25 protein-coding genes are annotated in these 24761 nt (G+C 60.3%); 13 read left to right on the top strand and 12 right to left on the bottom strand.

Annotation, left to right across the window (positions count from 1 at the left end):
• Nucleotides 1-351: 351 nt before the first annotated feature.
• Both BMY49_RS05405 and sodC read right to left on the bottom strand, forming a co-directional pair.
• Nucleotides 352-1821, bottom strand: a complete 1470-nt coding sequence (locus tag BMY49_RS05405) for a carbon starvation CstA family protein (RefSeq protein WP_089675153.1) — start codon at nucleotides 1819-1821, stop codon at nucleotides 352-354.
• A gap of 200 nt (nucleotides 1822-2021) precedes the next feature.
• Nucleotides 2022-2555: a superoxide dismutase family protein gene (sodC, locus tag BMY49_RS05410; RefSeq protein WP_089675154.1), complete on the bottom strand. Its 534-nt coding sequence runs from the start codon at nucleotides 2553-2555 to the stop codon at nucleotides 2022-2024.
• A gap of 81 nt (nucleotides 2556-2636) precedes the next feature.
• Here sodC and BMY49_RS17390 point away from each other — a divergent pair, with 81 nt between their 5' ends.
• From BMY49_RS17390 to BMY49_RS05440, 7 genes are all read left to right on the top strand, one after another.
• The gene (locus BMY49_RS17390) at nucleotides 2637-2810 is read left to right on the top strand and encodes a hypothetical protein (RefSeq protein ID WP_164834377.1); all 174 of its coding nucleotides are present in this window, start codon (nucleotides 2637-2639) and stop codon (nucleotides 2808-2810) included.
• On the top strand, nucleotides 2797-3570 hold the full coding sequence (locus tag BMY49_RS05415) for a pseudouridine synthase (protein WP_089675155.1): 774 nt from the start codon (nucleotides 2797-2799) through the stop codon (nucleotides 3568-3570). The genes BMY49_RS17390 and BMY49_RS05415 overlap by 14 nt, the downstream gene beginning before the upstream one ends.
• Before the next feature lie 8 nt (nucleotides 3571-3578).
• Nucleotides 3579-4427, top strand: coding sequence for a tRNA cyclic N6-threonylcarbamoyladenosine(37) synthase TcdA (tcdA, locus tag BMY49_RS05420; RefSeq protein ID WP_089675156.1), 849 nt, complete (start codon nucleotides 3579-3581; stop codon nucleotides 4425-4427).
• Nucleotides 4424-4642: a DUF1653 domain-containing protein gene (locus BMY49_RS05425; protein ID WP_089675157.1), complete on the top strand. Its 219-nt coding sequence runs from the start codon at nucleotides 4424-4426 to the stop codon at nucleotides 4640-4642. The genes tcdA and BMY49_RS05425 overlap by 4 nt, the downstream gene beginning before the upstream one ends.
• Before the next feature lie 167 nt (nucleotides 4643-4809).
• Nucleotides 4810-5718 carry an MBL fold metallo-hydrolase gene (locus BMY49_RS05430; protein WP_062373251.1) on the top strand — a complete coding sequence of 303 codons (909 nt, stop codon included), beginning with the start codon at nucleotides 4810-4812 and terminating at the stop codon, nucleotides 5716-5718.
• Between the two features lie 29 nt (nucleotides 5719-5747).
• Nucleotides 5748-6176, top strand: coding sequence for a protein tyrosine phosphatase family protein (locus BMY49_RS05435; RefSeq protein WP_089675158.1), 429 nt, complete (start codon nucleotides 5748-5750; stop codon nucleotides 6174-6176).
• 69 nt (nucleotides 6177-6245) lie between these two features.
• Nucleotides 6246-8063 carry a SulP family inorganic anion transporter gene (locus BMY49_RS05440; RefSeq protein WP_244154920.1) on the top strand — a complete coding sequence of 606 codons (1818 nt, stop codon included), beginning with the start codon at nucleotides 6246-6248 and terminating at the stop codon, nucleotides 8061-8063.
• On the opposite strand, the gene zigA is transcribed toward BMY49_RS05440, so the two are convergent.
• The 4 genes from zigA to BMY49_RS05460 all read right to left on the bottom strand — a co-directional run bounded on the left by zigA (nucleotide 7990) and on the right by BMY49_RS05460 (nucleotide 11672).
• Nucleotides 7990-9216, bottom strand: a complete 1227-nt coding sequence (gene zigA, locus BMY49_RS05445; protein ID WP_089675159.1) for a zinc metallochaperone GTPase ZigA — start codon at nucleotides 9214-9216, stop codon at nucleotides 7990-7992. The two genes, BMY49_RS05440 and zigA, sit on opposite strands and share 74 nt — an antisense overlap.
• Before the next feature lie 128 nt (nucleotides 9217-9344).
• A complete protein-coding gene (locus BMY49_RS05450; protein WP_044630516.1) occupies nucleotides 9345-9620 on the bottom strand; it encodes a TIGR03643 family protein in 276 nt (91 codons plus the stop codon).
• Nucleotides 9621-9752: 132 nt separating this feature from the next.
• Nucleotides 9753-10367: a class I SAM-dependent methyltransferase gene (locus BMY49_RS05455; RefSeq protein ID WP_044630515.1), complete on the bottom strand. Its 615-nt coding sequence runs from the start codon at nucleotides 10365-10367 to the stop codon at nucleotides 9753-9755.
• A gap of 360 nt (nucleotides 10368-10727) precedes the next feature.
• A complete protein-coding gene (locus BMY49_RS05460) occupies nucleotides 10728-11672 on the bottom strand; it encodes a helix-turn-helix domain-containing protein (protein WP_062359952.1) in 945 nt (314 codons plus the stop codon).
• A gap of 212 nt (nucleotides 11673-11884) precedes the next feature.
• On the opposite strand from BMY49_RS05460, the gene BMY49_RS05465 reads away from it, so the two are divergent.
• From BMY49_RS05465 to BMY49_RS05490, 6 genes are all read left to right on the top strand, one after another.
• Complete coding sequence (locus tag BMY49_RS05465; protein ID WP_089675160.1) at nucleotides 11885-13291, top strand: ethanolamine ammonia-lyase subunit EutB; 1407 nt, start codon at nucleotides 11885-11887, stop codon at nucleotides 13289-13291.
• Nucleotide 13292: 1 nt separating this feature from the next.
• Nucleotides 13293-14135, top strand: a complete 843-nt coding sequence (gene eutC / locus BMY49_RS05470; RefSeq protein ID WP_089675161.1) for an ethanolamine ammonia-lyase subunit EutC — start codon at nucleotides 13293-13295, stop codon at nucleotides 14133-14135.
• Nucleotides 14136-14266: 131 nt separating this feature from the next.
• Nucleotides 14267-15700 carry an ethanolamine permease gene (gene eat / locus BMY49_RS05475; RefSeq protein ID WP_044630510.1) on the top strand — a complete coding sequence of 478 codons (1434 nt, stop codon included), beginning with the start codon at nucleotides 14267-14269 and terminating at the stop codon, nucleotides 15698-15700.
• A 96-nt stretch (nucleotides 15701-15796) separates the two neighbouring features.
• Nucleotides 15797-16306, top strand: a complete 510-nt coding sequence (locus BMY49_RS05480) for a CIA30 family protein (protein ID WP_062373239.1) — start codon at nucleotides 15797-15799, stop codon at nucleotides 16304-16306.
• Between the two features lie 82 nt (nucleotides 16307-16388).
• Complete coding sequence (gene aceK / locus BMY49_RS05485) at nucleotides 16389-18155, top strand: bifunctional isocitrate dehydrogenase kinase/phosphatase (protein WP_089675162.1); 1767 nt, start codon at nucleotides 16389-16391, stop codon at nucleotides 18153-18155.
• 32 nt (nucleotides 18156-18187) lie between these two features.
• Nucleotides 18188-18901 (top strand): SIR2 family NAD-dependent protein deacylase, encoded by a 714-nt coding sequence (locus BMY49_RS05490; protein WP_054640787.1) that lies wholly within the window; start codon nucleotides 18188-18190, stop codon nucleotides 18899-18901.
• 41 nt (nucleotides 18902-18942) lie between these two features.
• On the opposite strand, the gene bioA is transcribed toward BMY49_RS05490, so the two are convergent.
• Genes bioA through bioB form a run of 6 tightly spaced genes read right to left on the bottom strand, consistent with a single transcriptional unit; the run spans nucleotide 18943 to nucleotide 24666 of the window.
• On the bottom strand, nucleotides 18943-20220 hold the full coding sequence (gene bioA / locus BMY49_RS05495) for an adenosylmethionine--8-amino-7-oxononanoate transaminase (protein WP_089675163.1): 1278 nt from the start codon (nucleotides 20218-20220) through the stop codon (nucleotides 18943-18945).
• Nucleotides 20217-20939: a dethiobiotin synthase gene (gene bioD / locus BMY49_RS05500; RefSeq protein ID WP_089675164.1), complete on the bottom strand. Its 723-nt coding sequence runs from the start codon at nucleotides 20937-20939 to the stop codon at nucleotides 20217-20219. The genes bioA and bioD overlap by 4 nt, the downstream gene beginning before the upstream one ends.
• Nucleotides 20936-21721: a malonyl-ACP O-methyltransferase BioC gene (gene bioC / locus BMY49_RS05505; RefSeq protein WP_089675165.1), complete on the bottom strand. Its 786-nt coding sequence runs from the start codon at nucleotides 21719-21721 to the stop codon at nucleotides 20936-20938. Before bioC ends, bioD begins: the two co-directional genes overlap by 4 nt.
• Nucleotides 21718-22437 (bottom strand): alpha/beta fold hydrolase, encoded by a 720-nt coding sequence (locus tag BMY49_RS05510; RefSeq protein WP_089675166.1) that lies wholly within the window; start codon nucleotides 22435-22437, stop codon nucleotides 21718-21720. The genes bioC and BMY49_RS05510 overlap by 4 nt, the downstream gene beginning before the upstream one ends.
• The gene (bioF, locus tag BMY49_RS05515; RefSeq protein WP_089675167.1) at nucleotides 22434-23579 is read right to left on the bottom strand and encodes an 8-amino-7-oxononanoate synthase; all 1146 of its coding nucleotides are present in this window, start codon (nucleotides 23577-23579) and stop codon (nucleotides 22434-22436) included. Before bioF ends, BMY49_RS05510 begins: the two co-directional genes overlap by 4 nt.
• Nucleotides 23566-24666 (bottom strand): biotin synthase BioB, encoded by a 1101-nt coding sequence (gene bioB, locus BMY49_RS05520; protein WP_089675168.1) that lies wholly within the window; start codon nucleotides 24664-24666, stop codon nucleotides 23566-23568. Before bioB ends, bioF begins: the two co-directional genes overlap by 14 nt.
• Nucleotides 24667-24761 lie beyond the last annotated feature (95 nt).

Below are 24761 nucleotides of genomic sequence, written 5' to 3' on the forward strand. Positions count from 1 at the left end.
TGGATCAATGGATGCGACGCCGACTACGTTGCGTGATCTGGCGGCAATGGAAGCGCCCACAAACCCGGCGCCGGAAACTCCTGGCACTGGGTCTGGACGAGCAACGTGCCTGGAAGTCAGCGGGAAATGGTCGAGGCCCTTGGTGGAACGCCGGAGCGTCGCACATGAATCAGGCCCTGCCACGGAAGTGGTTCGACCGTCTGGGTCTGATCTCGGTACTCGATACGGTAAGATGGCTTAGTCGTTCTTCATGAACCGCCGTGGTACGGAACCGTATGCCCGGTGGTGTGGGAGGGCGCCGGGGGTGACCCCGGCCCCTACCCGATTCAATGCAAAGTGTTGACCTGATATTTACCGACTGCTAGTGGCCAGCGTAGCGTCTTGATCCAGCGCACCTGGCACCGGCTCATCCACGCTAAAGGTGGCGCGGCTCAGGCGGCGTACGCGCTTCATAAACAGCGCAATGCAGACCAGCGTGCCAAGTGCCGCCACGATATAGCTGGTTTGCAGCGGCAGGTTAAAGCCAATCGGCGCATAGGCGAGGTAGGTGAAGGTCGCCATGGTCATAAATACCGCCGGAATCGAAGTGATCAGGTAAGGCTTACGCGATAGCACCAGATACATCGTGCCGGTCCAGAGCGCAATCACGGCGGTGGTTTGGTTGGCCCAGGAGAAGTAGCGCCACAGCAGCGTGAAGTCCATATGGGTGAGCGCGTAAGACGCCACAAACAGCGGCAGCGCAATCAGGATGCGCTTAACGATAGGCTTCTGCTCTACTTTCAAATAGTCGGCAATAATCATCCGAGCGCTGCGGAAGGCGGTATCGCCGGAGGTGATCGGCAGCACAATGACACCCAGCACGGCCAGGGTGCCACCAACGGCGCCCAGCATGGTGGTAGAGACTTCGCCCACAACAGCGGCAGGGCCGCCTGCTGCTAATACATCGGAAAGCGACTGTTCACCTTGGAACAGGCTCATGGCCGCCGCTGCCCAAATCATGGCAATCACGCCTTCAGCGATCATCATGCCGTAGAAGATTTTGCGTCCGTTGGTTTCGTTTTCAGTAGTGCGCGAAATGATTGGCGTCTGTGTGGCGTGGAAGCCGGAAAGCGCACCGCAGGAGATGGTCAGGAACAGCAGCGGGAAGATCGGTGCATTATCCGGGTGCATGTTCTGGAAAGAGAGCTCCGGGATAGGCGCGCCGGTTACCACCAAACCAATGCCGATGCCAGCGGCGCTGAACAGCAAAAGCGCGCCGAAGTAGGGGTAAATACGCCCAATCACTTTATCAATCGGCAGCAGCGTGGCAATCAGGTAGTAGGCAAAAATCGCCAGGATGATAAGCGTCAGCGACAGCGATGTCATGTTAGCGAGCAGGGCCGCCGGAGAGGTCACGAACACGGTGCCGACCAATAGCAGCAGTAAAATCGCAAAGCCATTCACCACGTGCTTCATCGTTTTGCCCAGGAATTTGCCCGCCAACTGGGGCAGGTGAGCGCCGTGGTTACGGATGGAGATCATGCCAGTTAGGTAGTCGTGAACCGCGCCTGCAAAAATACAGCCAATCACGATCCACACAAACGCCACCGGACCATAGAGAGCACCCAGGATAGGGCCGAAAATGGGGCCTACCCCAGCAATGTTCAGCAGCTGAATGAGCGAGTTGCGCGTGGTATTCATCGGTACATAGTCGATGTCGTCGCGCATACTGAACGCCGGTGTTTGACGCTTACGATCGGCGACAAACACGCGCTCGACGAACTTGCCGTAGGTAAAGTAACCCACGACTAATAGCACTATCGAGAAAATGAACGTAATCATAGAAAGCACTCAACTGGTCAGGGAGGGTGTCAAGCGAACAGCCATGCAGCAAGCCGCGCTTATTTAGCCTGGGTGAATGTACAGAGACGTACCGGTTAGTGCTTTACGACTTTAGTGGTCTGCGACTTTAGTGGCTGATTAACAAAGAAAAACGGGCAACCGTTTGGCTGCCCGAAGTGAAAATGCCATCAAATTGAGGGTTAAGAGGAGACAACGCCGCAAGCCATGCGGGCGCCGCCGCCGCCGAGGTGGGGCTCATCCGCGTAAGTGTCGCCACCAGCATGAATCATCAGGCTGCGGCCCGGCATATCTTCCATACTGAGGCGTGGGGCCAGTAACGGCAGATTGGCTTCGCCATCGCCATTGACGGTGAGTACAGGCAGGTCGCCCAAGTGGCCGTCACCGTAGGGGCCTTGGTGGGTGCCCGCCTCTTCTGGGTCGTAGTGGCCGCCAGCTGACAGCGCGGCGGTCATTTCGCCGCTGTCGTTCTCAGCGGGCTCACAGCTGGCATTTTGATGGACGTGAAAGCCGTAAACCCCCGGCTCTAAACCGGTGAGCGAAGGGGTGAGCAGCACGCCATGCTCGGTATGCTCAACGGCCACTGTGCCGATGGACTCCTCCACACCGTCGGCGCTGACCTTATGTATTTCAACATTAAGCGGTTCATTGGCCTGTACCGTGGTGGCCAGCAGCACACCCGCCGCGATACCGGTAAGGGGTAGTGAATAGCGCATAATAATTGCTCCTTTCCTTTTCCGTGGAAGCCCTCACAAAGGGCACTCTTTAACAGTAGTTGGCCTACCGCTACTCTGCCAATGGCGACGAAATCTCCGCCTAGCGTGCTGGCAACGGATGACATGAGCGCGCCAAGCCGCGACAATAGCTTGGCTATTCCGCACCTCTATTTTATGCGCCTGTGTACGCCCCTGTTTCTGTTTCATGTCCAAATGCTCTGCCTATGTATCAAGGAGTTCCATGCCGCCACTTAACATCCTCTATCAGGATGAGCACCTCGTTGCCGTGCATAAGCCTTCGGGACTGCTGGTGCACCGCTCCGCCCTGGCGCGGGGAGAAACCGAATTTCTGCTCCAGCGCCTACGCGACCAGTTGGGCAAGCGGGTCTACCCGGTGCACCGGCTGGACCGGCCTACCTCCGGCGTGATGGTGTTTGGTCTCTCCTCTGAGGTGGCCGCCCTGCTCAGCGAGGGCTTTAGCGAACGTCAAGTGGAGAAGCGCTACCTCGCGGTAGTGCGCGGCAAAGCACCAGAGCAGGAGCGGTTGGATTACCCGTTACGGGAGGAGGATGGCACGCGCCCCAAGGCGGAGATGCCTGCCATGCCCGCGATGACCGATATTCGCTGCTTGGATAGCGTCGAGCTACCCGTGCAGGTAGACCGCTACCCGGTGGCGCGCTACTCGCTGGTGGAAGCGCGGCCGCTGACCGGTCGACGGCACCAAATACGCCGCCACTTATCCCGCCGTGGCTACCCGATCATTGGCGACGCCAAGCACGGCAAAAGTGTCCACAACCGCTTTTTTGCCGAGCAGCTGGCCGCCTCGCGGCTGCTGCTCGCCGCGACCTATTTAGCGTTTGATCACCCGCTGCTTGATAAACGCATTCAGCTCAGCTGCGCCGTGGATGAGACGATGAAAAACCTGTTCGAGCAGTTTGGCTGGCAGGGGCATTTACCGCTAGATAGCGTGCGAACGCCGCCCATTGCCACGCCTTCTGCCCTGCAAGCACTGTGAGCCTGCCCATGTTATTGAATGAATCCACGACTTCCTCTAGCGATTATGACTTCCGCTTTGGCGGTATTCGGCGCCTTTACGGCCAGCGTGCGGTGCAGGCATTTCGCCGTGCCCATGTGGTGGTGGTCGGGGTTGGCGGCGTGGGTAGCTGGGCGGTCGAGGCGCTCGCCCGCTCGGGCATCGGCAAGCTTACGCTGATCGATCTGGACGACGTGTGTGTCTCCAACGTCAACCGCCAGCTCCATGCGCTGGATGGCACGATTGGCCAGCCCAAAGTAGACGTGCTGGCCGAGCGCTGCCGCCTGATTGCTCCCGAGATCGAGATCATCGCGGATACCGCTTTCGTCACGCCCACCAACCTAGCCGAGCGCATTCCTGAGGATGCCGACCATGTGGTGGATGCCATTGATAGCGTGATTGCCAAAGCGGCGCTAATCGCCTGGTGCAAGCGACGCAAAATCCCGATTACCGTCACCGGCGCAGCGGGCGGGCAAACCGACCCCACGCGCATTCAAGTGGCGGATTTGACCCGCACCGAGCACGACCCGCTGCTCTCCAAAGTGCGCTCAAGATTGCGCCGGGATTACGGCTTCTCCCGTAACCCTAAACGGCGTTTCTCGGTGGAGTGCGTCTACTCCGACGAGCAGTTGATCTACCCCAGTGCCGACGGCGAAGTGTGCCTGCAAAAGCCCGGCAGCAACGAGGCTACACGGCTGGACTGCGCTTCAGGCTTTGGCGCCGCGACGTTTCTCACCGGCACCTTTGGCTTCGTGGCCGCTTCAAAGGTGCTTGAGCGCCTCGCCAAAAAAGCCAATCAGCCTACCGTCACTCAAGCCATCCAAGAGGAAAACGAATGACCACCCCCGTTCCCGGTATTTACCGCCACTACAAAGGCAGCCTTTACGAGGTGGTGGGCACCGCCCAGCACAGCGAAAGCGAAGAGCCGCTGGTGGTCTACCGCGCGCTCTACGGCGACTACGGCCTCTGGGTGCGCCCGCTAGCGATGTTCACGGAGAGCGTGACGAAAGAGGGGAGCACCCAGCCGCGCTTTGCGTTGGAGAAGGCGTTTTAGCCCGTATCGATTGCGCCACTAGTACTCTTATGGATTGCCGCCCCCTGTTGCCAGGGAGGCGGCATTTTTGTGGTGGTGATTGCTTATATTCAATAATTAGCTATCTTTATAACAATAGTTGGCGCATAAGCGTCAAGCATACATACTCACGTATCTAGGAGATAAGCATGAAGACCTTCGCCCTATCTCAAAGCACCGGTGCGGGGTCACCCGACGTGGCGGGCTTTTTTGATCCGCGCACCTTTAGCGTTCAATACATCGTCAGCGACCCCGCTACCAAACAGTGCGCGATTATTGACCCGGTGCTGGATTTCGACGAAAAGTCTGGCGCAACGGCCACCTTTTGCGCTGACGCGCTGTTGAAATATATCGAGGAAGAGGGACTGACAGTGGCGTGGATTCTGGATACGCACCCCCACGCGGACCACTTTTCAGCAGCCCAGTACCTAAAAGAGAAAACTGGCGCACCGACGGCGATTGGCCAGTACGTCACCCAAGTGCAGGCACTATGGAAGGAGATTTATCACTGGCCAGAGATGCCCACCGATGGCCGCCAGTGGGACACGCTGTTTGTGGAGGGCGATACGTTTGCCATTGGAGAACTCAGCGCCCGCGTGCTGCACTCGCCTGGCCATACGCTGGCCTCCATCACCTACGTCATCGGTGATGCCGCCTTTGTGCATGACACCCTTTTCCAGCCTGATTTTGGGACGGCGCGCGCCGATTTTCCCGGTGGGGATGCCAAGTCCCTATGGAACTCCATCCAGCAGATTCTCGCACTACCGGGCAATACGCGGCTGTTCACCGGCCACGACTATATGCCCGATGGCCGTGAGCCAAAGTGGCAGAGCAGCGTCGATGAGCAGCGAGCCAACAACCCGCACTTGGTTGGCAAAAGCGAGGAGGCGTACATCGCCCTGCGCCACCAGCGGGATGGCGAGCTGCCCATGCCCAAGCTGATTTTGCACGCGCTGCAGGTGAATACTCGCGGCGGCCGTTTGCCGGAACCAGAAGCCAACGGCAAGCGCTATCTAAAAATCCCCCTGGATGCCCTGGAAGGTGCGGCCTGGGATTGATGTTATCCAAACCAATAGGAGGTGTGGTCATGCAAACGAAGCCATTGGAGCCAGGCGTTGAGATCACCTCAGCGCTGACGTTGGATGAGTTGGAAGAGGTAAAAGCCCGTGGTTTTCACGCGGTGGTGTGTAACCGCATCGAGGGTGAGAGCGAAGATTTTCCCGACGAGGCGCGCTACCGCGAAAAAGCTGAGCAGCTTGGCCTTGCCTGGGTGCATATCCCCGTGAAGCCAGGCGAGTACAGTGAGGCTGACATCCGCGTCTTTGCTGAAGCGCTCCAACAACTGCCGCGCCCGCTATTGGCATTTTGCCGCTCAGGTAAGCGGGCCACGCACCTGTGGGCCTACGCCAAGCGTCAGCACGAGCAGTGCGATTTGGCGGAGCTGTTTGCGGCGGCCCATGCGGCAGGGGTTGACTTGGAAGATCAGCGCCATGGCCTTGAACGAAGCTCCCAATAAAAAGCGAAGACGCGTGAAACCCTAGTACGAAGGCCCCGTATCAGCAGATACCTATTATGAGACTGCATCATGATCATTGAGCGCTGGGTGCCGCTAATCGGCTGGCTGCGAACGTATCATCGGGGCTTGCTCACGCGGGATGTACTTGCCGCGGTGATCGTCACGCTGATGCTGGTGCCGCAAGCGCTGGCCTACGCCATGCTGGCAGGGTTGCCGCCGGAAATGGGGCTCTATGCCAGCATGCTGCCGCTGGTGCTGTACGCCGTCTTTGGCACCAGCGCGAGTTTGGCAGTAGGGCCGGTGGCGGTGGCAGCACTCATGACGGCCTCGGCGCTGAGCAGTTTTGCCGCGCCGGGCAGCCCGGAGTATATCGGTGCGGCGCTGGTGCTGGCCGCGCTCTCTGGGCTGATTCTTATCGCCATGGGCGTGCTTCGGCTGGGCTTTTTAGTCAACTTTCTCAGCCATCCGGTGATCTCCGGGTTTGTGACCGCCTCGGGGATTTTGATCGCGATCAGCCAGTTGAAGCACATTTTTGGGGTCGAAGCATCCGGCCATAACGTGGTGGAACTGCTGAGAGCGCTATTGGATCAGTGGCAGCAGGTGAATGTCATCACGCTGCTGATTGGCCTTGGCGTTTGGGCGTATCTATGGGTGTGTCGCAAGCGCCTGAATGGTTGGCTGACCAAGCTGGGAATGCCTGCCAGTTGGGCAGGGTTAATGGTCAAAGCCGCGCCTATTTCGGCCGTGGTAGTGACCACGCTGTTGGCCTGGGGCTTCCAACTAGAGCAGCGCGGGGTCGATTTGGTGGGCTTTGTGCCTAGTGGCCTGCCTGCCATTACGCTGCCGAGTCTGGATCAATCGCTGTGGCTCGGCCTGCTCCCGGCGGCGCTGCTGATCAGCTTGGTAGGGTTTGTAGAGTCGGTGTCCGTGGCGCAGACCCTGGCCGCCAAGCGTCGTCAGCGTATCGACCCCAACCAAGAGCTGATTGCGCTCGGCATGGCGAATCTTGGCGCTGGCATTAGCGGCGGCTCGCCGGTGTCGGGCGGTTTTTCGCGCTCGGTGGTCAATTTTGAAGCCGGGGCAGCAACGCCGCTGGCGGGGGCGTTTACCGCGCTTGGGATTGTGTTGGCGACGCTGCTACTCACTGACTTACTGGCCTTTTTACCCACCGCCACGCTGGCCGCCACAATTATCGTGGCAGTGGGGACGTTGATTGATTTGCCTGCGGTAAAGCGGACCTGGCAATACTCCCGCAGTGACGGGGTGGCGATGGTCGCTACTTTGCTGCTGACCCTTCTGCACAGCGTGGAAGTGGGCATTATCAGCGGGGTGGTGCTCTCGCTGGGGCTACACCTTTACCGCACCAGCCAGCCCCATAGTGCGGTGGTAGGGCGGGTGCCGGGTACCGAGCATTTCCGTAACGTGAAGCGCCATCAGGTAGAAACCGACGAGCATGTCGCCATGCTGCGCATTGATGAAAGCCTCTATTTTGCCAACGCCCGCTATCTTGAAGATACCGTCATGGCGCTGGCCGCCCGCTCGCCGTCGATCAAGCACATTGTCCTCACCTGTCAGGCAGTGAATGTCATCGATGCTTCGGCCCTGGAGAGCCTGGAGGCGATCAACGGTCGGCTGAAAGACGCCGGTGCCATGCTCCACTTGGCCGAGGTGAAAGGGCCGGTGATGGATCGCCTAACGCACACGGCGTTCTACCACGAGCTCACCGGCCAAGTGTTCTTTACCACCTATGACGCTTGGCAAGCGTTGGCGCATCCGGCCAGTGCTGGGGTGGTGTCGGTGTGGCGTGGTTTTGTCACTCCCAGGCTGGGAATGGATCGGGCAGTTGCTGCCATACCTTCATACCTTCCAAAAGCTCCGCCTCGCTGAGCAGGCAGCCGTCCAGCGCTTCACGCATTCTGGCCTCATCTAGGTTTTGGCCGATAAATACCAGCTCTTGGCGCATATCGCCAAACGGCTCCTGCCACTTCTCCATAATGAATTGGCGATACTCCGGGTCCTCTGGCCAGTCGGCTTCAGGAATGGCTTTCCAGAACACGCCCGCCGGGCCGTGATGGGCAATGCCACCTGCCTGGCTCCACTGGCCTGCGTAACGGGGGCGAGTCGCCAGCCAGAAGAAACCTTTCGAGCGTAGCAGGCCTTTGCCAAACCATTCGGCGTTTAACAGGTCGTGAAACTTTTGAGGGTGAAAAGGGCGGCGAGCGTGGTAGGCGAAGCTGCCAATACCGTACTCTTCGGTTTCGGGGATGTGTTCGCCACGTAGCTCTTTCAGCCAGCCGGGCGCTTGCTGCGCGTGTTCAAAGTTGAACTTGCCTGTATTCAGCACTTTTTCTAGCGGCACGCCACCTTGGGTGATGGGCACGATGTCTGCGTCGGGATTGAGCGAGCGTAGAATCGCTTTCAAAGCGTCCAGCTCTTTCTCAGTGATCAGGTCGGTCTTGCTAATCAGTAGGACATTGCAAAACTCAATTTGGTCGACCAACAGGTCTGCGACGTTACGTTCGTCCTCTTCGCCCAGGCTCTCTCCGACCTCTTCAAGGCTTTGCGCTTGCTGGTATTGGGCGAGGAAGTTAGCCCCGTCCACCACCGTCACGAGGGTGTCTAGCCGGGCAACGTGGGAAAGGCTTTGACCACTCTCATCTTCAAAGGTGAAGGTTTCGGCGACAGGCAGCGGTTCAGAAATACCGGTCGACTCGATCACCAGGTAATCAAACTTACCTTCACGGGCCAGTTGGCTGACCTCGACCAACAGATCTTCACGCAGGGTGCAGCAGATGCAGCCATTGCTCATTTCGACCAAGCGCTCGTCTGCGCGGTTGAGCGCAACATTACTGTCGAGTGTTGACTCGCCTGGGCCGCCGCGTACCAGGGCACCATCGATATTGACGTCGCTCATGTCATTGACGATCACCGCCACCCGGAGGCCTTCACGGTTCGCCAGGATATGGTTGAGCACGGTGGTTTTGCCGGCACCTAAAAAGCCGGAAAGCACGGTCACGGGTAAGGGAGAAAGCAACGACATTGCCAAGACCTTTCATAGTATATGTTATGTGATAATATAACATTATTGGGGCGCTGAAAATGGTCTTCGCCTCTCTGTTCCTTCCTAGTGAGTAAGATAAGAGAGAGTGGGACAATAAGACAGTGGCGTTAACGTTTGTACTGGGTAGGGCAGTAGCCTCTCATCACATCGGGCGAGCGAAGCGACTGATGTTTGGTAGTGCGGCCCGTGACCCGCTTGCGCCATAGGCGGAATGAGCCTGGGGTCATCTGGTAGCGCATGACCTCGATCACATCGGGTTCCCCTAAACCAAATAGCCGTTCGATCGCTTCAAAAGGCGTGCGATCTTCCCAGGCCATTTCGATGACGCGAGACTGTTCGTCCTCTGGCAGGCGACGAAAGCGCTTTACGGCGGCTTTGGGCATGGCGCGTCCTCATCATTGACGTTTTCGAATAGAGAGCAGGCAAACCCCAGTGCCCCACGGGTTGTGCAACGTAAGCTATACGCATTAATTTTATTGCATAGGTTTTTGCAAGCGATGAGCAATAAAACAGCGCTATTTGACGGCGAGCAGGGCACGAAACAGACCGTTCATGAGTACCGGCTCGTCTCGCTGAATACGAAAGCCAGCATGTTGGATCATGGGGCTGGCTTGACGCGTGATATCGGTCGCAATGATCGAAGTGAATACGTTCAACGTGCGGCGCCCCCACCCGGCAGGTTGGGTGTCGGGTTGGAATTTATCCATGACGCACAGTTGTCCGCCGGGTTTCAGTACGCGATAGGCCTCTGCCAAACCCTGCTCAGGGCGAGGCATGACCGCCAAAATCAGGTGCATGATGACGACATCGAAGTGTTCATCAGGATAGACGAGTTGGGTGGCGTCCATGACATGACAAGCCACATCACGCTGATAGCGCTCGGCCCTGGCGCTGGCGCGCCGGACCATCGCAGGGGTGAGATCGGTCAGGTGTATTTCTAACTCGTGGGGCAAAAAGGGGAGGTCCAGCCCCGTCCCTGCTCCCACCAAGAGAACGCGCATACCGGGTTCCCAGTCCACTTGGCTGAGCGCGACACGTCTTGGTCTGCGCAACGCGGGCGCTACGAGCGCATCGTAGAGAGGCGCGTAGGCGCTGTAGCGAAGACGATTCCAGGAAGTCGTGTTCAGCATAGGGCCTCGCAAGGTGGGAGTGAGCTGGGCGCCAGGACGGCGTCGAGTGTTGGGGCTGCCATGCTGAATGCAGCGCTCACTACCTATAGCACGAACCGTAGAGAAGCACCAAAGGTGCTGGCAACCCCGCCAGTCGCGTTGGGGGGAGCGGATACGTTAGGCAGTGATAGCTCAAAAGAGTCGGGATAGTCGTGTTGGTTACTCTTCGGTGGAGGAATCTTGTCGAAAACGCGTGGCCAAGCTTTCTATGAGTTCTAGCATCAAACGGGCTTATGGGGCTGCTGTCTCAGCAGCCCTTTTTTAAGAAGGTAAACAGTGTCGTCAATGCATCCATTCTCATATATAAGATAAACGGCGATGCTAGGCTGGCCCCTGTAGTGTTTGCGAAGGGCACTCACCAAACTGCTGCTTATAGTCGTGGGTGAATTGCCCTAAGTGCCAAAATCCCCAATACGTCGCAATCTCGGTCACTGTTTGTGGCGGTTCAGCTGCGCGCAGGGCGCGCCGCACTCGGTTAAGGCGCGTCAGCCTCAAAAACTGCAATGGGCTAATGCCTAAAATCGTCGTAAAGCTATATTGCAGCGTGCGTCGGCTCACATGGGTCAGTTCACACAGCGCGTTCATGGTGATGGGGGTGTCTACATGCGCGTCGACGTACTGCTTGACTCGGTCGACCACGGCTTTGCGATGCGCGTAGCTGGGAGGCAGCTCGCCACAGGGCTGTTGGGCATCTAATAGCTCCAGCAGGCCGGTTAAAAGAATATCCTGATGTAGCTTTTCAGCAATGGCTCCCTGCTGTTGGCCTAACAGCCGCTCCAAAAGAAACAGTAGGGCGCGCAGCGTGGCAGGGTTCACATGCCGGCGGGGCGCGGTCATCCACTGCTCATCCAGCGTGATGCCCTGGCGTTCGGCAGCGGCATGTAGTGCTGGCAGACGTATCACCAGCCCGTAAATATCGAAGGCTTCCGGGGTCACCAATTCAAAATCGCGCCCGCCGGGGCGGCACATCACTTGCTGCGCGTCGAGTGGCTGCCCATTGATACGCGAGCCCGCTGGTCGGGTTGGAATGCCCAGCCATAAGGAGTCCTCCCACACCCGGCAATCCTGACGCAGCGCTTGGCCGGTGTGCTCTTTGAACACCTGGATGGCAGGCAACGCAATTTCATCCAGCCGCCCATAAAACCGCCCAGGCGTGAGCTGATCATACTGCTGCTGCCAGCGGGTGAGGTTTTGCGCATGCTCATCGGCATCAAACGCTTCTTGAATGCACTTTTTTGGTGCGCTTTGGGTAGGCGTCAAGGTCATTACCAGCTCCTGACAGCGTGAATCAACCGCGTCCACGCCTTGTTGTCGTTATTAACCAGCTGTTTCTTATTGGTTTTTATAGCCTTGGTGTGTTTTGCCAAAACTCGATACTCCCCGTTAAGTGATAGCGCTATTGTGAGAACAAGCAAGTTTTGTTCCTCAGCGCGCATACCGCGCCTTGAGTATCGAACAGGTAAGAGAAGGGAAGGCCCATGGCGCAGACCTATCACACCACGGTGGGGAGCCGCCGCTATCGCTTTAGCGGGCTCGCCGAACTGATGGCCAAAGCCACGCCGCCGCGCTCGGGCGACCGCCTTGCCGGGGTGATGGCAGAATCGGCAGAAGAGCGGGTCGTCGCCCAAATGGTGCTGGCGGAGCTGCCGCTCACCACCTTTTTGAACGACGCGCTGATCCCCTACGAGCAGGACGAAATCACCCGCCTGATTATCGACGACCACGATGCAGAGGCGTTTGCGCCGCTGAAGCACCTGACCATAGGCGATTTTCGCAACTGGCTGCTTTCGGACCACGCCACCAGTGAAGCGCTGGCCGCTGCCCGGCCCGGCATTACGCCGGAAATGGCCGCGGCGGTGAGTAAGCTGATGCGCAACCAGGACCTCATGCTGGTGGCGAAGAAATGCCACGTGACCACGGCATTTCGCAATACCATTGGGCTGCCGGGACGGCTTTCGACCCGCTTACAGCCCAATCACCCCACCGATGACGTCACCGGCATCGCAGCGAGTATTCTCGATGGTCTGCTGTATGGCAGCGGCGATGCGGTGATTGGTATCAACCCGGCTACCGATAACGTCGCCCAGAGCATCAAGCTGATGCGGCTGATGGACGACGTGATCCAGAAATACGAGATCCCTACGCAATCCTGCGTACTGACTCACGTGACCAATACGCTAGAAGCCATTGAACAGGGCGCATCGGTGGATCTGGTGTTTCAGTCCATTGGCGGCACCGAAGCCACCAACCGCAGCTTTGGGTTCGATTTGAGCACCCTGGCGGAAGCCGAAGCCGCTGCACAAACGTTGAACCGAGGCACTGTGGGTCGCAACGTGATGTATTTTGAAACCGGCCAAGGCAGCTCGCTCTCCGCCGACGCCCACCACGGGCTGGATCAGCAAACCTGCGAAGCCCGGGCCTACGCCGTGGCACGTAAGTTCAATCCGCTGCTGGTCAACACGGTGGTCGGGTTTATCGGTCCCGAGTACCTCTACGACGGTAAAGAGATCACCCGCGCCGGCCTTGAGGATCACTTCTGCGGCAAGCTCTTAGGTGTGCCGATGGGGTGCGACGTGTGCTACACCAACCACGCCAACGCCGATCAAAACGATATGGACAACCTGCTGACGCTGTTGGGTGTGGCGGGCTGCAACTTCGTGATGGGCATCCCCGGCTCTGACGACATCATGCTCAACTATCAAACCACGTCGTTTCACGATGCGCTCTATGCCCGTCGGGTGCTGGGGCTAAAAGCCGCGCCGGAATTTGAGCAGTGGCTGGCCAAGATGCAGATCTTCCAAGATGTGAGTACCCACCGTCTTAACGACCAGCTGCCCGCCGCCTTCACCAACAGCCTGCGCCACTTGCCGAAGGGGAGCGACTAAGATGCCTAAGCAACCCACGCAGGAAACCACTGCGCCGATCGTCATTGAGAACCCCTGGGAGCGCCTGCGCGCCTTTACCGACGCGCGCATTGGTCTGGGGCGCGCGGGGGTGAGCCTGCCCACCAAACAGCTGCTCGCGTTTCAGCTCGCCCATGCCCAGGCCCAAGATGCGGTTCACTGCCCGCTGGAGTGTGAGGTGCTCGCCGATGAGCTGACCCAGGCGCTTGGCTTGAGCACCGCACCGCTTGCGGTACACAGCCGTGCAGAGGACCGTGCGATGTACCTGCAGCGGCCCGACTACGGCAGACGCCTCAACGAGGCATCCCGGCAGACGCTGCAGCAGGCGGCAGAGAGCGGCCAACGGTTCGATCTGGCGGTGGTGATCGTCGATGGCCTCTCGGCGCTGGCGGTGCAGCAAAACAGCGTCCCGTTTCTTACCGCGTTGTATGACGCATTCGGGCGCGACAAGAACGAATGGCAGCTCGCACCGCTGACCCTTGTTGAGCAAGGGCGCGTGGCAATTGGCGACGAAGTGGGCGCGCTACTCAACGCGGATGCGGTGCTGGTCATGGTTGGCGAGCGCCCTGGCCTTAGCTCACCAGATAGTTTGGGGCTGTACATGACCTGGGCCCCCGAAGTGGGTTTAAAAGATGACCGACGTAACTGTATCTCCAACGTACGCCCGGCTGGGCTTGCGTATGAAGAGGCGGCCCGGCGCTTGCTGCTGCTGTTAACCGAGGCGCGGGAGCGCAAGCTCTCCGGCGTGAAGCTAAAAGACCGCAGCGAAGACAACGTCTTGGAGGGCGGCAGCGGTTCAACTCGTAATTTCCTTGTGGCTGATTGACGGTAACAGCCGCAAAAACGCGGACGACATTTTCAATAACACCGCTGACGGCTCTCCCAATAACAAGACGGAACCAGGATCACAGCACGCCGCTGACACCCATTGCGTTCCACACTGAAAAGGGCAAAACGATGACACAACCAACGGTTGATCAGGCGTATCTGGCCAAGCGCCAGCTGCGTAAAGGTACGGCAGGCTGGATGCTGCTCGCGGGCCTTGGGGTTTCCTACGTGATTTCCGGTGACTTTGCGGGCTGGAACTTTGGCATTGCCGAAGCGGGCTGGGGCGGCTTTGCGATTGCCGCTTGTTTGATGGCGCTAATGTACCTAGCGCTAGTGCTGGCGCTGGCAGAAATGTCCGCCGCTATTCCCGCGGCAGGGGGCGGCTACAGCTTTGCCCGCCAAGCCATGGGGCCTGCGGGCGGCTATTTGACTGGGCTTGCGGTATTGATTGAGTACGCGCTTGCCCCGGCGGCCATCGTGATTTTTATTGGCTCGGCGGTGGAAGCATTATTAGGCGTTAACGGGCCGCTGGTGTATCTGCTGTTTTATGCGGTGTTTATTGGCATTCACCTGGCGGGTGTGGGGGAAGCGCTAAAAGTGATGATGGTGATTAGCGGTTTGGCGGTCTTTGCCATTTTGGCCACCGCCGTGGCGCTGATCGGCGATTTCGATTCGGCCAACCTGTTTGATATTGCACCCACCGATGCGGCGGGGGCGAGCACCTTCATGCCATTCGGCTGGTACGGTATTTGGGCGGCGCTGCCTTTTGGCATGTGGCTGTTCCTGGCGGTAGAGGGTGTGCCGCTGGCGGCCGAAGAGGCGAAAGATCCCGCCCGGGATATGCCCAAAGGCATCATTGGTGCGATGCTGTTCTTGCTCTTCACCGCCCTGCTCGTAGTCGTGCTGCTGGCCGGTGCGGCGGGCGCTGAGATGATTGGCCAAAGCGGCGTGCCGCTGGTAGATGCGCTGAATGCGGCGGGTAATCCCACGCTGGCGACCCTGGTCAACGTGCTGGGCTTAGCGGGTTTGATCGCGTCGTTCTTCTCGATTATTTATGGCTATAGCCGCCTGGTATTCGCGCTCTCTCGGGCGGGTTATTTACCCAAACCGCTATCGCTCACCAGCGAGCGCAAAGTGCCTTACTTAGCGCTGATTGTGCCCGGTATTTTGGGCTTTCTTGCATCGCTGAGCGGGGAAGGCGATCTGATGTTAGGCATGGCCGTTGTGGGGGCGACTATCTCTTATGCGCTGATGGCGCTTAGCCATATTCTGCTGCGCGTGAAACAGCCCGACCTGCCGCGCCCCTATAAAACGCCGGGAGGCGTGGTGACCTCAGGCATCGCGTTGGTGCTCTCGCTCGTCGCGTTGACCGGTGTCTACGCGTTTGACCCTCGCGCGTTCAACTACACCATCGTGCTGTTCATTGCTGGAGCGGCTTACTACTTCCTCTACAGCAAAAATCATTTAGTCGCGAAAACCGCAGAAGAGGAGTTCGCGCTGGTCACCGCAGCACCTGAGGATCTCGACCCTGTCGCACCGAAGGCCGCTTCCGCGAAATTGTAATCACCACAGCAGATCGCCTAGTCTGAACCACGGCAGTGCGCCTCTGGGCTTTCGCTCAGAGGCGTTGTTATTGGCAGGCAAGGAGGAGCTTGAAGGATGTTGAACTTTACCGAATCGAACATGGCCGAGTCAGAACAGCGGCGCTGGTACGCCGTGGACGATGGCGTGATGGGCGGCGTGTCCCAAAGCGGCTTTCGCGTGGACGCTGGCGCTGGCTGCTTTGGTGGCGAGGTATCGCTGGAAAACGGCGGCGGTTTTGCCTCAGTGCGCCGTGAACCCAACGGCTTTGAACCGACCCTGGCTCATGGCCAAGGAATTGTGCTTCGTGTGCGTGGCGATGGTCGCACCTATCAGCTAAGGCTCAAAAGCAGCGCGCTGGACGAAGCAAGCGCTTACCGCGTGGCCTTCACGCCTAAAGCTCACCAGTGGGAAACGCATCAATTCACCTGGGCGCAGTTTAAGGCGGTGCGACGGGGCACGCTGCTTTTCAGCGCGCCGCCTCTCGACCCACATACTATTCACCAGCTCGGTTTCTTGATTGCCGACCGCACTGCCGGGCCGTTTCGCCTGGAGGTCGCCTCCATTGCGTCGCACTCACAGGGCTGACACTGACAGGACTAAGGTCGTCTCGTATGTAGTGTGCCGTTCACGGAATCTGGGAAGCCCTCTTTCGACGTGAGCCAGCGTGATGAAACACTCTCCCGCGTATCGCCTAGCGGCCACTGTGCTGCACGGTTTCGATGAGTACCGTGCGCGTTTCAAGCAGATCACCTCAGATGCCAGCCGCCGTTTTCGCGATGCCGCCTGGCGTGAAGCGCAGCAGGCCTCCGCCGCGCGGATCAACCTGTACGGTGAAAAAGTCGAGGAGACGCTCGACCGATTACAGCGCACCTTTGCCCAGGAGGTGCTGGCCCACTGTGAGACATGGCGGGAAGCACGAGGGCACTACGCTCAGTTGATTAGCCAGCGGCTGGATTATGAGCTGGCGGAAACCTTCTTTAATTCGCTGTTCTGCTCGGTGTTTCAGCATCGCCATATCCGCAACGACTGGATGTTTGTATACAGCTCCCGGGAGGATGCCGCGCACCGTTCGGGCATTGAGCTGTGCCGCAGGCATTACGTCAACGGCGACTGGGCGGGGGCGCTCGCTTGGGCGCTGAGCGAAGCCCCGTTCGAGTCCCCCTTTGCCGACGTCGAGCGCGACAGCCAGCTCGGCGCTGGATTGCTGGAAGCTCAGCTCCCTGTTGCGATTTGGCAGGCAGACGATGCCCAGGTGGAGCTACTCAACAGCGTGTTTTACCGCAACAAAGGGGCGTATCTGGTGGGGCGCATTCTAGGTGGCGGCGAGCAGGTCCCCTTGGTGCTGCCGATTCTACATGGGGAAGGGTATGGCGAGCAGCAGGGCGGCGACCCCTGCCTGCATTTGGATACGGTCCTCACCGAAACCGATGAAGTGTCGATCATCTTCTCGTTCACCCGCGCCTATTTCCAGGTAGAGGTGCCGGTGCCGGGGGAGTTCGTCGGTTACCTAAAACAGCTGATGCCCCACAAGCCGGAAGGCGAGCTGTACGCCGCCATTGGCTTTTTCAAACATGGCAAAACAGAATTTTTCCGCGCGCTGAACCAGCAGGTGGCTAAACGCGAAGAGCGGTTCATGATCGCGCCGGGGGTGCGGGGTATGGTGATGGCGGTATTTGTGCTGCCGAGCTTCCGCACCGTGTTCAAGATCATCAAGGATAAGTTCGACCCCGCCAAAGAGGTCACCCCCGCCATCGTGCGAGAGAAGTATCGGCTGGTAAAGCGCCACGACCGGGTGGGGCGGATGGCCGATACCCAGGAGTTCTCCAACTTTATCGTCCGCAAAGACCACTTCGAGCCGGAGTGTTTGGCCCACCTGCTAGAGGTCGCGCCCTCCACGGTGTCGCTGAAAGAGGATAAAGTGATCATTAAGCACTGCTATACCGAGCGAATGATGACGCCGCTGAATATTTACCTGGAGCAGTGCAGCGCCGATGAGCGAGTGATGGTGCTAAAAGATTACGGCAACGCCATCAAGCAGATGGCGGCGGCGAATATTTTCCCTGGCGATATGCTGCTGAAGAATTTTGGCGTCACTCGCCATGGGCGGGTGATTTTCTACGACTACGACGAGGTGAGCTATCTCACCGAGTGTCGCTTCCGCCATATTCCCAAATCCCAGGGGGACGACAGTTACATGGATGGCGGGGCCAGTTTATCTATTGGCCCCAACGATATCTTCCCTGAAGAGTTTGGCCCGTTTATGTTTGCTAACCCGGAACTGCGCACACTGTTCACAGAGCAGCACCCGGAGCTGTTCGACCCGGACTACTGGCTGGCGCTACAGCGGGCAATTCTGGAGGGGCGGGTGATCGACGTTTACCCGTATCGCAACAAGCAGCGATTCGCGGGCACCGTGGGGCAACTGGTACATTAGGCGTTTACCGGACGACGTAAGCCGAGGATAGCATGACTTCAGCCCCGCACTTGGTGGTATTTACCGGCTCGGGAATCAGCGCGGAGAGCGGCATTCAAACCTTCCGCGCCAGCGATGGCCTCTGGGAGGATCACCCGGTGGAAGAGGTCGCCACGCCGCAAGGGTGGCGGCAAGACCCAGAGCGGGTGCTGGCGTTCTATAACCAGCGCCGTGATCAGATCCGCCGCGCGAAGCCCAACGCCGCCCATAAAGCGCTGGCGGCGCTGGAGCAGGATGGCTTCCGAGTCAGCGTGGTGACGCAGAATATCGATGACCTGCACGAGCGTGCCGGTTCGCGCCACGTGCTGCACCTGCACGGCGAGATTCTCAAGGCACGCTCATCCGTCGATGCCCGGCTGCGCTACCCGCTGCCCAAAGGTGGAATCCGCCTGGGGGAGGTGTGCGACAAAGGCAGCCAGCTGCGCCCGGACGTGGTGTGGTTCGGGGAAGCCGTGCCGCTCTTCGAAGAGGCCTGCGAGCTGGTCAGCCAGGCCGATTTCCTGCTGGTGGTGGGCACCTCGCTGGCGGTGATGCCCGCCGCGTCGCTGCTGACCTACATCGACTACGATACCCCCTGTGCACTGATAGACCCCGATGCCGATGCGCTCAGCCCGCCTGGCGTGCTGGCGATCAACACCACGGCGGGGGAAGGCGTGCCAGCGCTGGTTCACCAGTGGCGCAAGCAGGGCAACTTGCTCTTGCCTTGAGTCAACGACGGGGCGGAGTGAGCGAACCGATGGATGGCAGGTTACCGGCGCGCTTCGAGAAACCACGCTTTCATGACTCCGGTAATCTGGGTGATCTCGGCGTCCGTCGCAATATAGGCGGGCATGGTGTAGAGCCAGCGGCCAATGGGGCGCAGCCATACGCCCCGCGCTCGGGCAAACGCGGCAACGCCTTTCAGCGCCTCGCTGCTGTGGGCTTCGATTACCGCCGTTGCGCCTAATACGCGCACGTCCGCTACGGCCGGATGTGCGCGCAGCGCTACGTCTTCTAATAGCTCGCGCTGTAATGTTTGGCTGAGCGCGGCGATTTTCTCCAGGTAATGCTCCTCTTCGAACACCCGCAGGCTCTCCAGCGCCACGCGGCAGGCCAGGGGGTTGCCCATAAAGGTGGGGCCGTGCATGAAGGCGTGGTGCTGACTGTCGCCAATGAACGCCTCGTGCACCCGGTCGGTGGCCAGCGTGGCCGCATGGCCCAGATACCCGCCGGTCAGCCCCTTGGAGAGCACCATGATATCCGGCGTGACGCCCGCGTGGTCGGCGGCAAACAGCCTGCCGGTGCGGCCAAAGCCGGTGGCTACTTCGTCGAAAATCAGCAGCACGCCAAACTCGTCGCACAGCGCCCGGGCGCCGCGCAGGTAGTGCGGCGAGGTCATGTTCAGCCCGCCCGCCGCTTGCAGCAGCGGCTCCATCAGTAGTGCGGCGATCTCCTGGTGGTGGCGCGACAGCACCTCACGTAGCGCAGCGAGGTCATGCTCTACCTGGGCTGGCGTGGCATCGAAGGGTGCCGTGGGGGCCGGGGCGAAGTGGTGCTGAGGCAGCAGGCTGGCGAACAGGCCGTGCATGCCCTCTTCGGGGTCGCATACCGCCATGCAGCCGGTGGTGTCGCCATGGTACGCCTTCATCAGCGAGAGCATCTTGCGCTTGCCGGGGTGGCCGCTCAGCACCTGGTACTGCAGCGCCATCTTCATGGCGACTTCCATGCCCACCGAGCCGCTATCGGAGAAGAACACATGATTCAGCCCCGGCGGGGTAATGCGCACCAGCTCTTGTGCGAGCTGGTCGGCGGGATCGTGGGTCAGGCCGCCCAGCATCACATGGCAAAGCTCCCCCGCCTGCTCGCGGATGGCGGCGACGAGGCGCGGATGGCCGTAGCCGTGAATCATGCACCACCAGGAGCAGGTGGCATCCAGCAGGCGCTCGCCGCTTTCCAGCGTAAAGTAGCTGCCGCTGCCGCCGACCACTTTGGGCGCAGGCGTTTGGGTTTTGAGATGGGCATAGGGGTGCCAAACGGGGGAGTTCATGGCGTCGCCTCCTGGGTGGCGAGGGGGAGCAGCGCATCAAGGGAGAGGTAGTACTGCGCGGTGGGCGCATCTGCCGTAGCTAAATGAGGAATGATGCCCAAGCAAGGGGCGGGCAGAGCGCGTTTCAGCAGCGCCACATTGGCTGCAAAGCGCGGGCTGTCGTCGGCAAAGGCTGAGTCCACTACGCTGCCTACCCAGCCCGCCAGCGTTAAGCCATCGGCGGCGATGGCCTCGGCGGTGAGCCGGGCATGGTTAAGGCAGCCCAGCTTCAGCCCAACCACCAGAATCACCGGCAGCCCGAGCGCGCGGGGCAGGTCGGAAAAATCCTCCTCCTCGTTCAGCGGCACTCGCCAGCCGCCTGCGCCTTCGATTAGCGTCAGATCCCGTGGCGTGTCGGTTAACGTGTCGCTGAGCGCCTGAGTAACCCTTGCCACGTTAAGCGCAGTACCTGCTTCCAGAGCGGCGAGATGCGGCGCAATGGCTGGAGCAAAGGCCCAGGGGTTCACCGTTGGATACTCCACCGGCGGGAGGCTTTGCGCCTGTAGCGCCAGGGCGTCGCGGTTGCGTAGGCCGCTGGGCGTGGCCTCGCTGCCAGAGGCGATGGGCTTTAACCCTAGCGTGGTGAGTTGGCGCTGGCGGGCGGCGCACAGCAGCGCGATGGTGGCCAGGGTTTTGCCCGCGTCGGTGTCGGTACCAGTGACGAAATAGCTGTTATTCATATCGCGCTTTCCAGTTGTAGCGTCAGGCAGTGGTAGCTCACCGGCAGCCCCTGCGGCGTGCGCAGCGACTCATAGCGAACCTGGGCGGTGGCAAGCGCTTGGCGGGTCAGCCGAGCGTTGGGTCTGGCCACTTGGGCGCCCACGCCTTTGATGGAGGCCATCACGGCATTCAGGTCGGGGTAGAAAAAACGCCGATGATCGCAGGCGTGCTGGGTGAGGCGCAGGCCGCTTTGTTGAATGGCCCGCTGTACGGCACTGGCATCCGGCGTTTGCAGCAGTGCCTCGGGCCGCTGCCAGGCGGTGGCCACCTCATGAAGCGTGCCGGGCAGCAGGGTGGTGATGCGCGCCTGCCCGCCAGGGGCAAGCACCCGCGCCAGCTCCTGCATCACCGCGCCGATATCCGGGCACCACTGAATCGCCAGGTTAGAGAACACGAGATCCACGCTTGCGTCGTCCAGCGGCAGCGCGGCGGCATCTCCCTGTTGCCAGCGTATGGCATCGCCATACTGTGCCTGGGCGTGGGCGAGCATACCCGGCGCCAGGTCGAGCCCGGTGGTGGTGGCGTTTGGGTAGTGGCTCGCCAGCCGCTGGGTCCAGTAGCCGGTGCCGCAGCCAAGGTCGAGCACCTGCTGGGCGCTCTGCGGCAGCGTTTGCCAGAGCGCTTCGCCGATATCGCGCTGGGCGCTAGCGAGATCATCGTAGCGTGGTGCCGCCCGTGAAAAAGCCCGAGCAACACGCTCCTGCCAGCGGGGCAGTGGCAGCGAGGTGACCGGTGTGTTCATCGCGGCTCCTGTAGCGCCCGCGTGGCCTGCTCGGCCAGCCGTGCCGCCAGCTGGGCGGGCTGGGAGAGCATCGGGCAGTGCCCGGCGTCTTCCAGCCGAAGCGCTTGCTGGCGCGTGCTGCTTGGTAGCAGCGGGTCGTGGGCGCCTGCCAATCGGCGGATAGGGCAGGGAGGGTTGGCAAGCAGTGCCCGGTTATCCAGCGTTTCAAGCCACATGAGCCCTTGCGCGAGCGTGTCGGTATCGGCGTGGGGTGTTTCACCTAACTGTGCTCGTAGCTGGCGATGGGCCTCGCGGGCATTGGGTTCGCCCTGGGCCTGCCAGCGCAGAAAGTGCCGCCACGTGGCAACGGGGTCGCGGCGGAAGGTGCACTGAAAGCTGGCAAGCTCGTCGCTCGTCACACCGCCATCTTCCCCGTCACTGCAAAAGCAGCTGCCTGCGCCCAGTAGCAACAGGGCCTTGGGCGGCGGCAGATGATTGAGCAGCGCCGTGGCCAGCAGCCCACCCAGCGACCAGCCCACCCAGACGGCATCGCTGGGTAGCTTAGATGCCATACGCTCGGCGAGCGCTTCAATGTGTGTGGGGGTAGGTAGCGCCGGAGCATCGCCGTAGCCGGGCCACTCCACTGCGCTGGGCTCGACAGGGCTGGGCCAATGCTCCGAAAGCGTCTGCCATATACGGCGGTCGACGCCCCAGCCCGAGAGTAGGATGAGCTTCATCGCTGCTCCTCTTGCAGGCAGGCGGCGGCGACTTCCAAGAGCCGATCGATATCGCTTTGGGTGTGGCGGGCGCTTAACGTAATGCGCAGCCGCGCCTCGCCGTTAGGCACCGTGGGCGGTCGAATCGCTCCTACCTGGATAGCGCGCTCATCGAACGTGGCCGCCCAGGCTAGGGTGCGCTGCTCGCTGCCCAGCAGCAGCGGCTGGATGGGCGTGTGGGAGTGGCCGAGTGGCAGCCCTAAGGCGGCCGCCTGCTGGCGGAAGTAGTCAATATGGCGAGTGAGCCGTTGGCGATGCTCCGGCTCCCGCTGCACGATGGTGAGCGCTTCTAGCGTGGCGGCGGCAATACTGGGCGGTTGGGCGGTGGTGTACACATAGCTGCGGGAAAACTGAATCAGGTGCTCAATCAGCGCAGCGTCCCCCGCCACAAACGCGCCTGCGGTGCCTAGCGCCTTGCCCAGGGTGCCGACCAAGATCGGCACGGTATGGCTATCAAAACCTTCTACGCAGCCCGCGCCGTGTTCACCCAGTACACCGAGACCATGGGCGTCGTCGATCATCAGCCAGGCGCCGTGCTGCTGGCTAATGTGGGCAAGTTCGCCGACGTCAGCAATATCGCCATCCATGCTGAACACGCCGTCGCTTACCACCAGTTTATGGGTGGCCGTGCTGCGCGCAAGCAAACGCTGTAAGTCGTTGACATCCCGGTGGTGGTAGCGCCGGGAGCGTGCGCCGCTCAGCGCGGCCCCGTCGAGTAGCGATGCGTGATTGAGACGGTCCTGAAATATCGCGGTGTGGGAATCCGCCAGCGCCTGCAGCACGCCCAGGTTTGCCATATAGCCCGTGGAGAACAGTAACGCTCTCTCGCGTCCGGTCCATTCGGCCAGCGCCTCTTCCAGGGCATCGTGAATGCCCAGGTGCCCGCTGACCAAGTGCGACGCGCCGGCCCCTGCGCCAAAGCGTTTCGCGCCTTCTGCCTGGGCTGCCTGGACCCGTGGGTCTTGGGCAAGGCCTAGATAGTCGTTGCCTGCAAAGTCGAGTGCCCCATGGGCAGAGACGCGGCGGTTGCGCCAGCGCTGCTGGCGCTCGCGCTCATCGCGGGCTGCCGCTAAGCGCTGGTGCCACACCTCAGACACTGGCATCCACCGCCAGCGCCGCAGCGCGCTCTGCCTGGGCGTTGCGCTGCGCTTGCTGGGCCAGCCGCTCGGCGCGCTGTGTATCGTCTTCGCAGGTGTCGCGGCGCTCGGGATGCAGGCCCAGCTTGGCAAACAGCGCACGGTCGCGCTCTGCCTGGGGGTTGCCGGTGGTCAGCAGCTTGTCGCCGTAGAAGATGGAGTTAGCACCGGCCAGGAAGGCGAGCGCCTGGGTGGATTCGCTCATCTGCTCCCGGCCTGCGGAGAGGCGCACATGGCTCTGGGGCATCATGATGCGCGCCACGGCAATGGCGCGGATGAACTCCAGTGGGTCTAAATCATCGACGTTCTCCAGTGGCGTTCCCGGCACTTTGACCAGCATGTTGATAGGCACGGACTCGGGATGTGGAGAGAGCTTGGCCAGCTGCTGCAGCAGCGCGCTGCGATCCTGTGCGCCTTCGCCCATGCCTAAAATACCGCCAGAGCACACTTTCATACCGGCGTCACGCACGGTGGCTAGGGTTTCTAAACGGTCGCTGTAGGTGCGGGTGGTGATGATTTCGCCGTAGTAATCGGGGGAGGTGTCGAGGTTGTGGTTGTAGTAGTCCAGCCCGGCAGCGGCCAGCCGGGTGGCCTGCTCGCCGTCGACCATACCCAGTGTCATGCAGGTCTCAAGCCCCAGTGCTTTCACCTGGCGCACCATCTCTTCCACCACTACTAAATCTTTATCCCGTGGGCTGCGCCACGCGGCCCCCATGCAGAAGCGGCTAGCGCCAGCCTCTTTGGCCGCTTTGGCTTGGGCCACTACCTTCTCTATTTCTAGTAACTTCTCTTTTTCCAACTGGGTGTTGTAGTGGCCCGACTGCGGGCAGTACTTGCAGTCTTCTGGGCAGGCCCCGGTTTTAATCGACAGCAGAGTAGACACCTGCACCGCGTTGGCATCGAAGTGTGCCCGGTGGACCTGCTGGGCTTGAAACAGCAGGTCGTTGAAGGGCAACGCAAACAGCGCGTTGATCTCGTCAAGCGTCCAGTCGTGGCGCGGCGCGGCATCCGCCGCGTAAGAAGCAGTTGAAGTAGTGGTCGAGGTAGCGGTCACGGGTAAACCTATATTCTTTTGAAAGTTGACAGGACTCTAGCGGGGCTGCGCTGAAGGTGTCAACTTTTTGAAGAGAGTTGGTTTACCATGAGTAG

Source organism: Vreelandella aquamarina (assembly GCF_900110265.1).
Classification (GTDB): domain Bacteria; phylum Pseudomonadota; class Gammaproteobacteria; order Pseudomonadales; family Halomonadaceae; genus Vreelandella; species Vreelandella aquamarina.

Coding starts and splice junctions, on each gene's coding strand:
- BMY49_RS05405 (WP_089675153.1), bottom strand. CDS start 1,821: ATGATTACGTTCATTTTCTCGATAGTGCTATTAGTCGTGGGTTACTTT.
- sodC (WP_089675154.1), bottom strand. CDS start 2,555: ATGCGCTATTCACTACCCCTTACCGGTATCGCGGCGGGTGTGCTGCTG.
- BMY49_RS17390 (WP_164834377.1), top strand. CDS start 2,637: ATGGCGACGAAATCTCCGCCTAGCGTGCTGGCAACGGATGACATGAGC.
- BMY49_RS05415 (WP_089675155.1), top strand. CDS start 2,797: ATGCCGCCACTTAACATCCTCTATCAGGATGAGCACCTCGTTGCCGTG.
- tcdA (WP_089675156.1), top strand. CDS start 3,579: ATGTTATTGAATGAATCCACGACTTCCTCTAGCGATTATGACTTCCGC.
- BMY49_RS05425 (WP_089675157.1), top strand. CDS start 4,424: ATGACCACCCCCGTTCCCGGTATTTACCGCCACTACAAAGGCAGCCTT.
- BMY49_RS05430 (WP_062373251.1), top strand. CDS start 4,810: ATGAAGACCTTCGCCCTATCTCAAAGCACCGGTGCGGGGTCACCCGAC.
- BMY49_RS05435 (WP_089675158.1), top strand. CDS start 5,748: ATGCAAACGAAGCCATTGGAGCCAGGCGTTGAGATCACCTCAGCGCTG.
- BMY49_RS05440 (WP_244154920.1), top strand. CDS start 6,246: ATGATCATTGAGCGCTGGGTGCCGCTAATCGGCTGGCTGCGAACGTAT.
- zigA (WP_089675159.1), bottom strand. CDS start 9,216: ATGTCGTTGCTTTCTCCCTTACCCGTGACCGTGCTTTCCGGCTTTTTA.
- BMY49_RS05450 (WP_044630516.1), bottom strand. CDS start 9,620: ATGCCCAAAGCCGCCGTAAAGCGCTTTCGTCGCCTGCCAGAGGACGAA.
- BMY49_RS05455 (WP_044630515.1), bottom strand. CDS start 10,367: ATGCTGAACACGACTTCCTGGAATCGTCTTCGCTACAGCGCCTACGCG.
- BMY49_RS05460 (WP_062359952.1), bottom strand. CDS start 11,672: ATGACCTTGACGCCTACCCAAAGCGCACCAAAAAAGTGCATTCAAGAA.
- BMY49_RS05465 (WP_089675160.1), top strand. CDS start 11,885: ATGGCGCAGACCTATCACACCACGGTGGGGAGCCGCCGCTATCGCTTT.
- eutC (WP_089675161.1), top strand. CDS start 13,293: ATGCCTAAGCAACCCACGCAGGAAACCACTGCGCCGATCGTCATTGAG.
- eat (WP_044630510.1), top strand. CDS start 14,267: ATGACACAACCAACGGTTGATCAGGCGTATCTGGCCAAGCGCCAGCTG.
- BMY49_RS05480 (WP_062373239.1), top strand. CDS start 15,797: ATGTTGAACTTTACCGAATCGAACATGGCCGAGTCAGAACAGCGGCGC.
- aceK (WP_089675162.1), top strand. CDS start 16,389: ATGAAACACTCTCCCGCGTATCGCCTAGCGGCCACTGTGCTGCACGGT.
- BMY49_RS05490 (WP_054640787.1), top strand. CDS start 18,188: ATGACTTCAGCCCCGCACTTGGTGGTATTTACCGGCTCGGGAATCAGC.
- bioA (WP_089675163.1), bottom strand. CDS start 20,220: ATGAACTCCCCCGTTTGGCACCCCTATGCCCATCTCAAAACCCAAACG.
- bioD (WP_089675164.1), bottom strand. CDS start 20,939: ATGAATAACAGCTATTTCGTCACTGGTACCGACACCGACGCGGGCAAA.
- bioC (WP_089675165.1), bottom strand. CDS start 21,721: ATGAACACACCGGTCACCTCGCTGCCACTGCCCCGCTGGCAGGAGCGT.
- BMY49_RS05510 (WP_089675166.1), bottom strand. CDS start 22,437: ATGAAGCTCATCCTACTCTCGGGCTGGGGCGTCGACCGCCGTATATGG.
- bioF (WP_089675167.1), bottom strand. CDS start 23,579: ATGCCAGTGTCTGAGGTGTGGCACCAGCGCTTAGCGGCAGCCCGCGAT.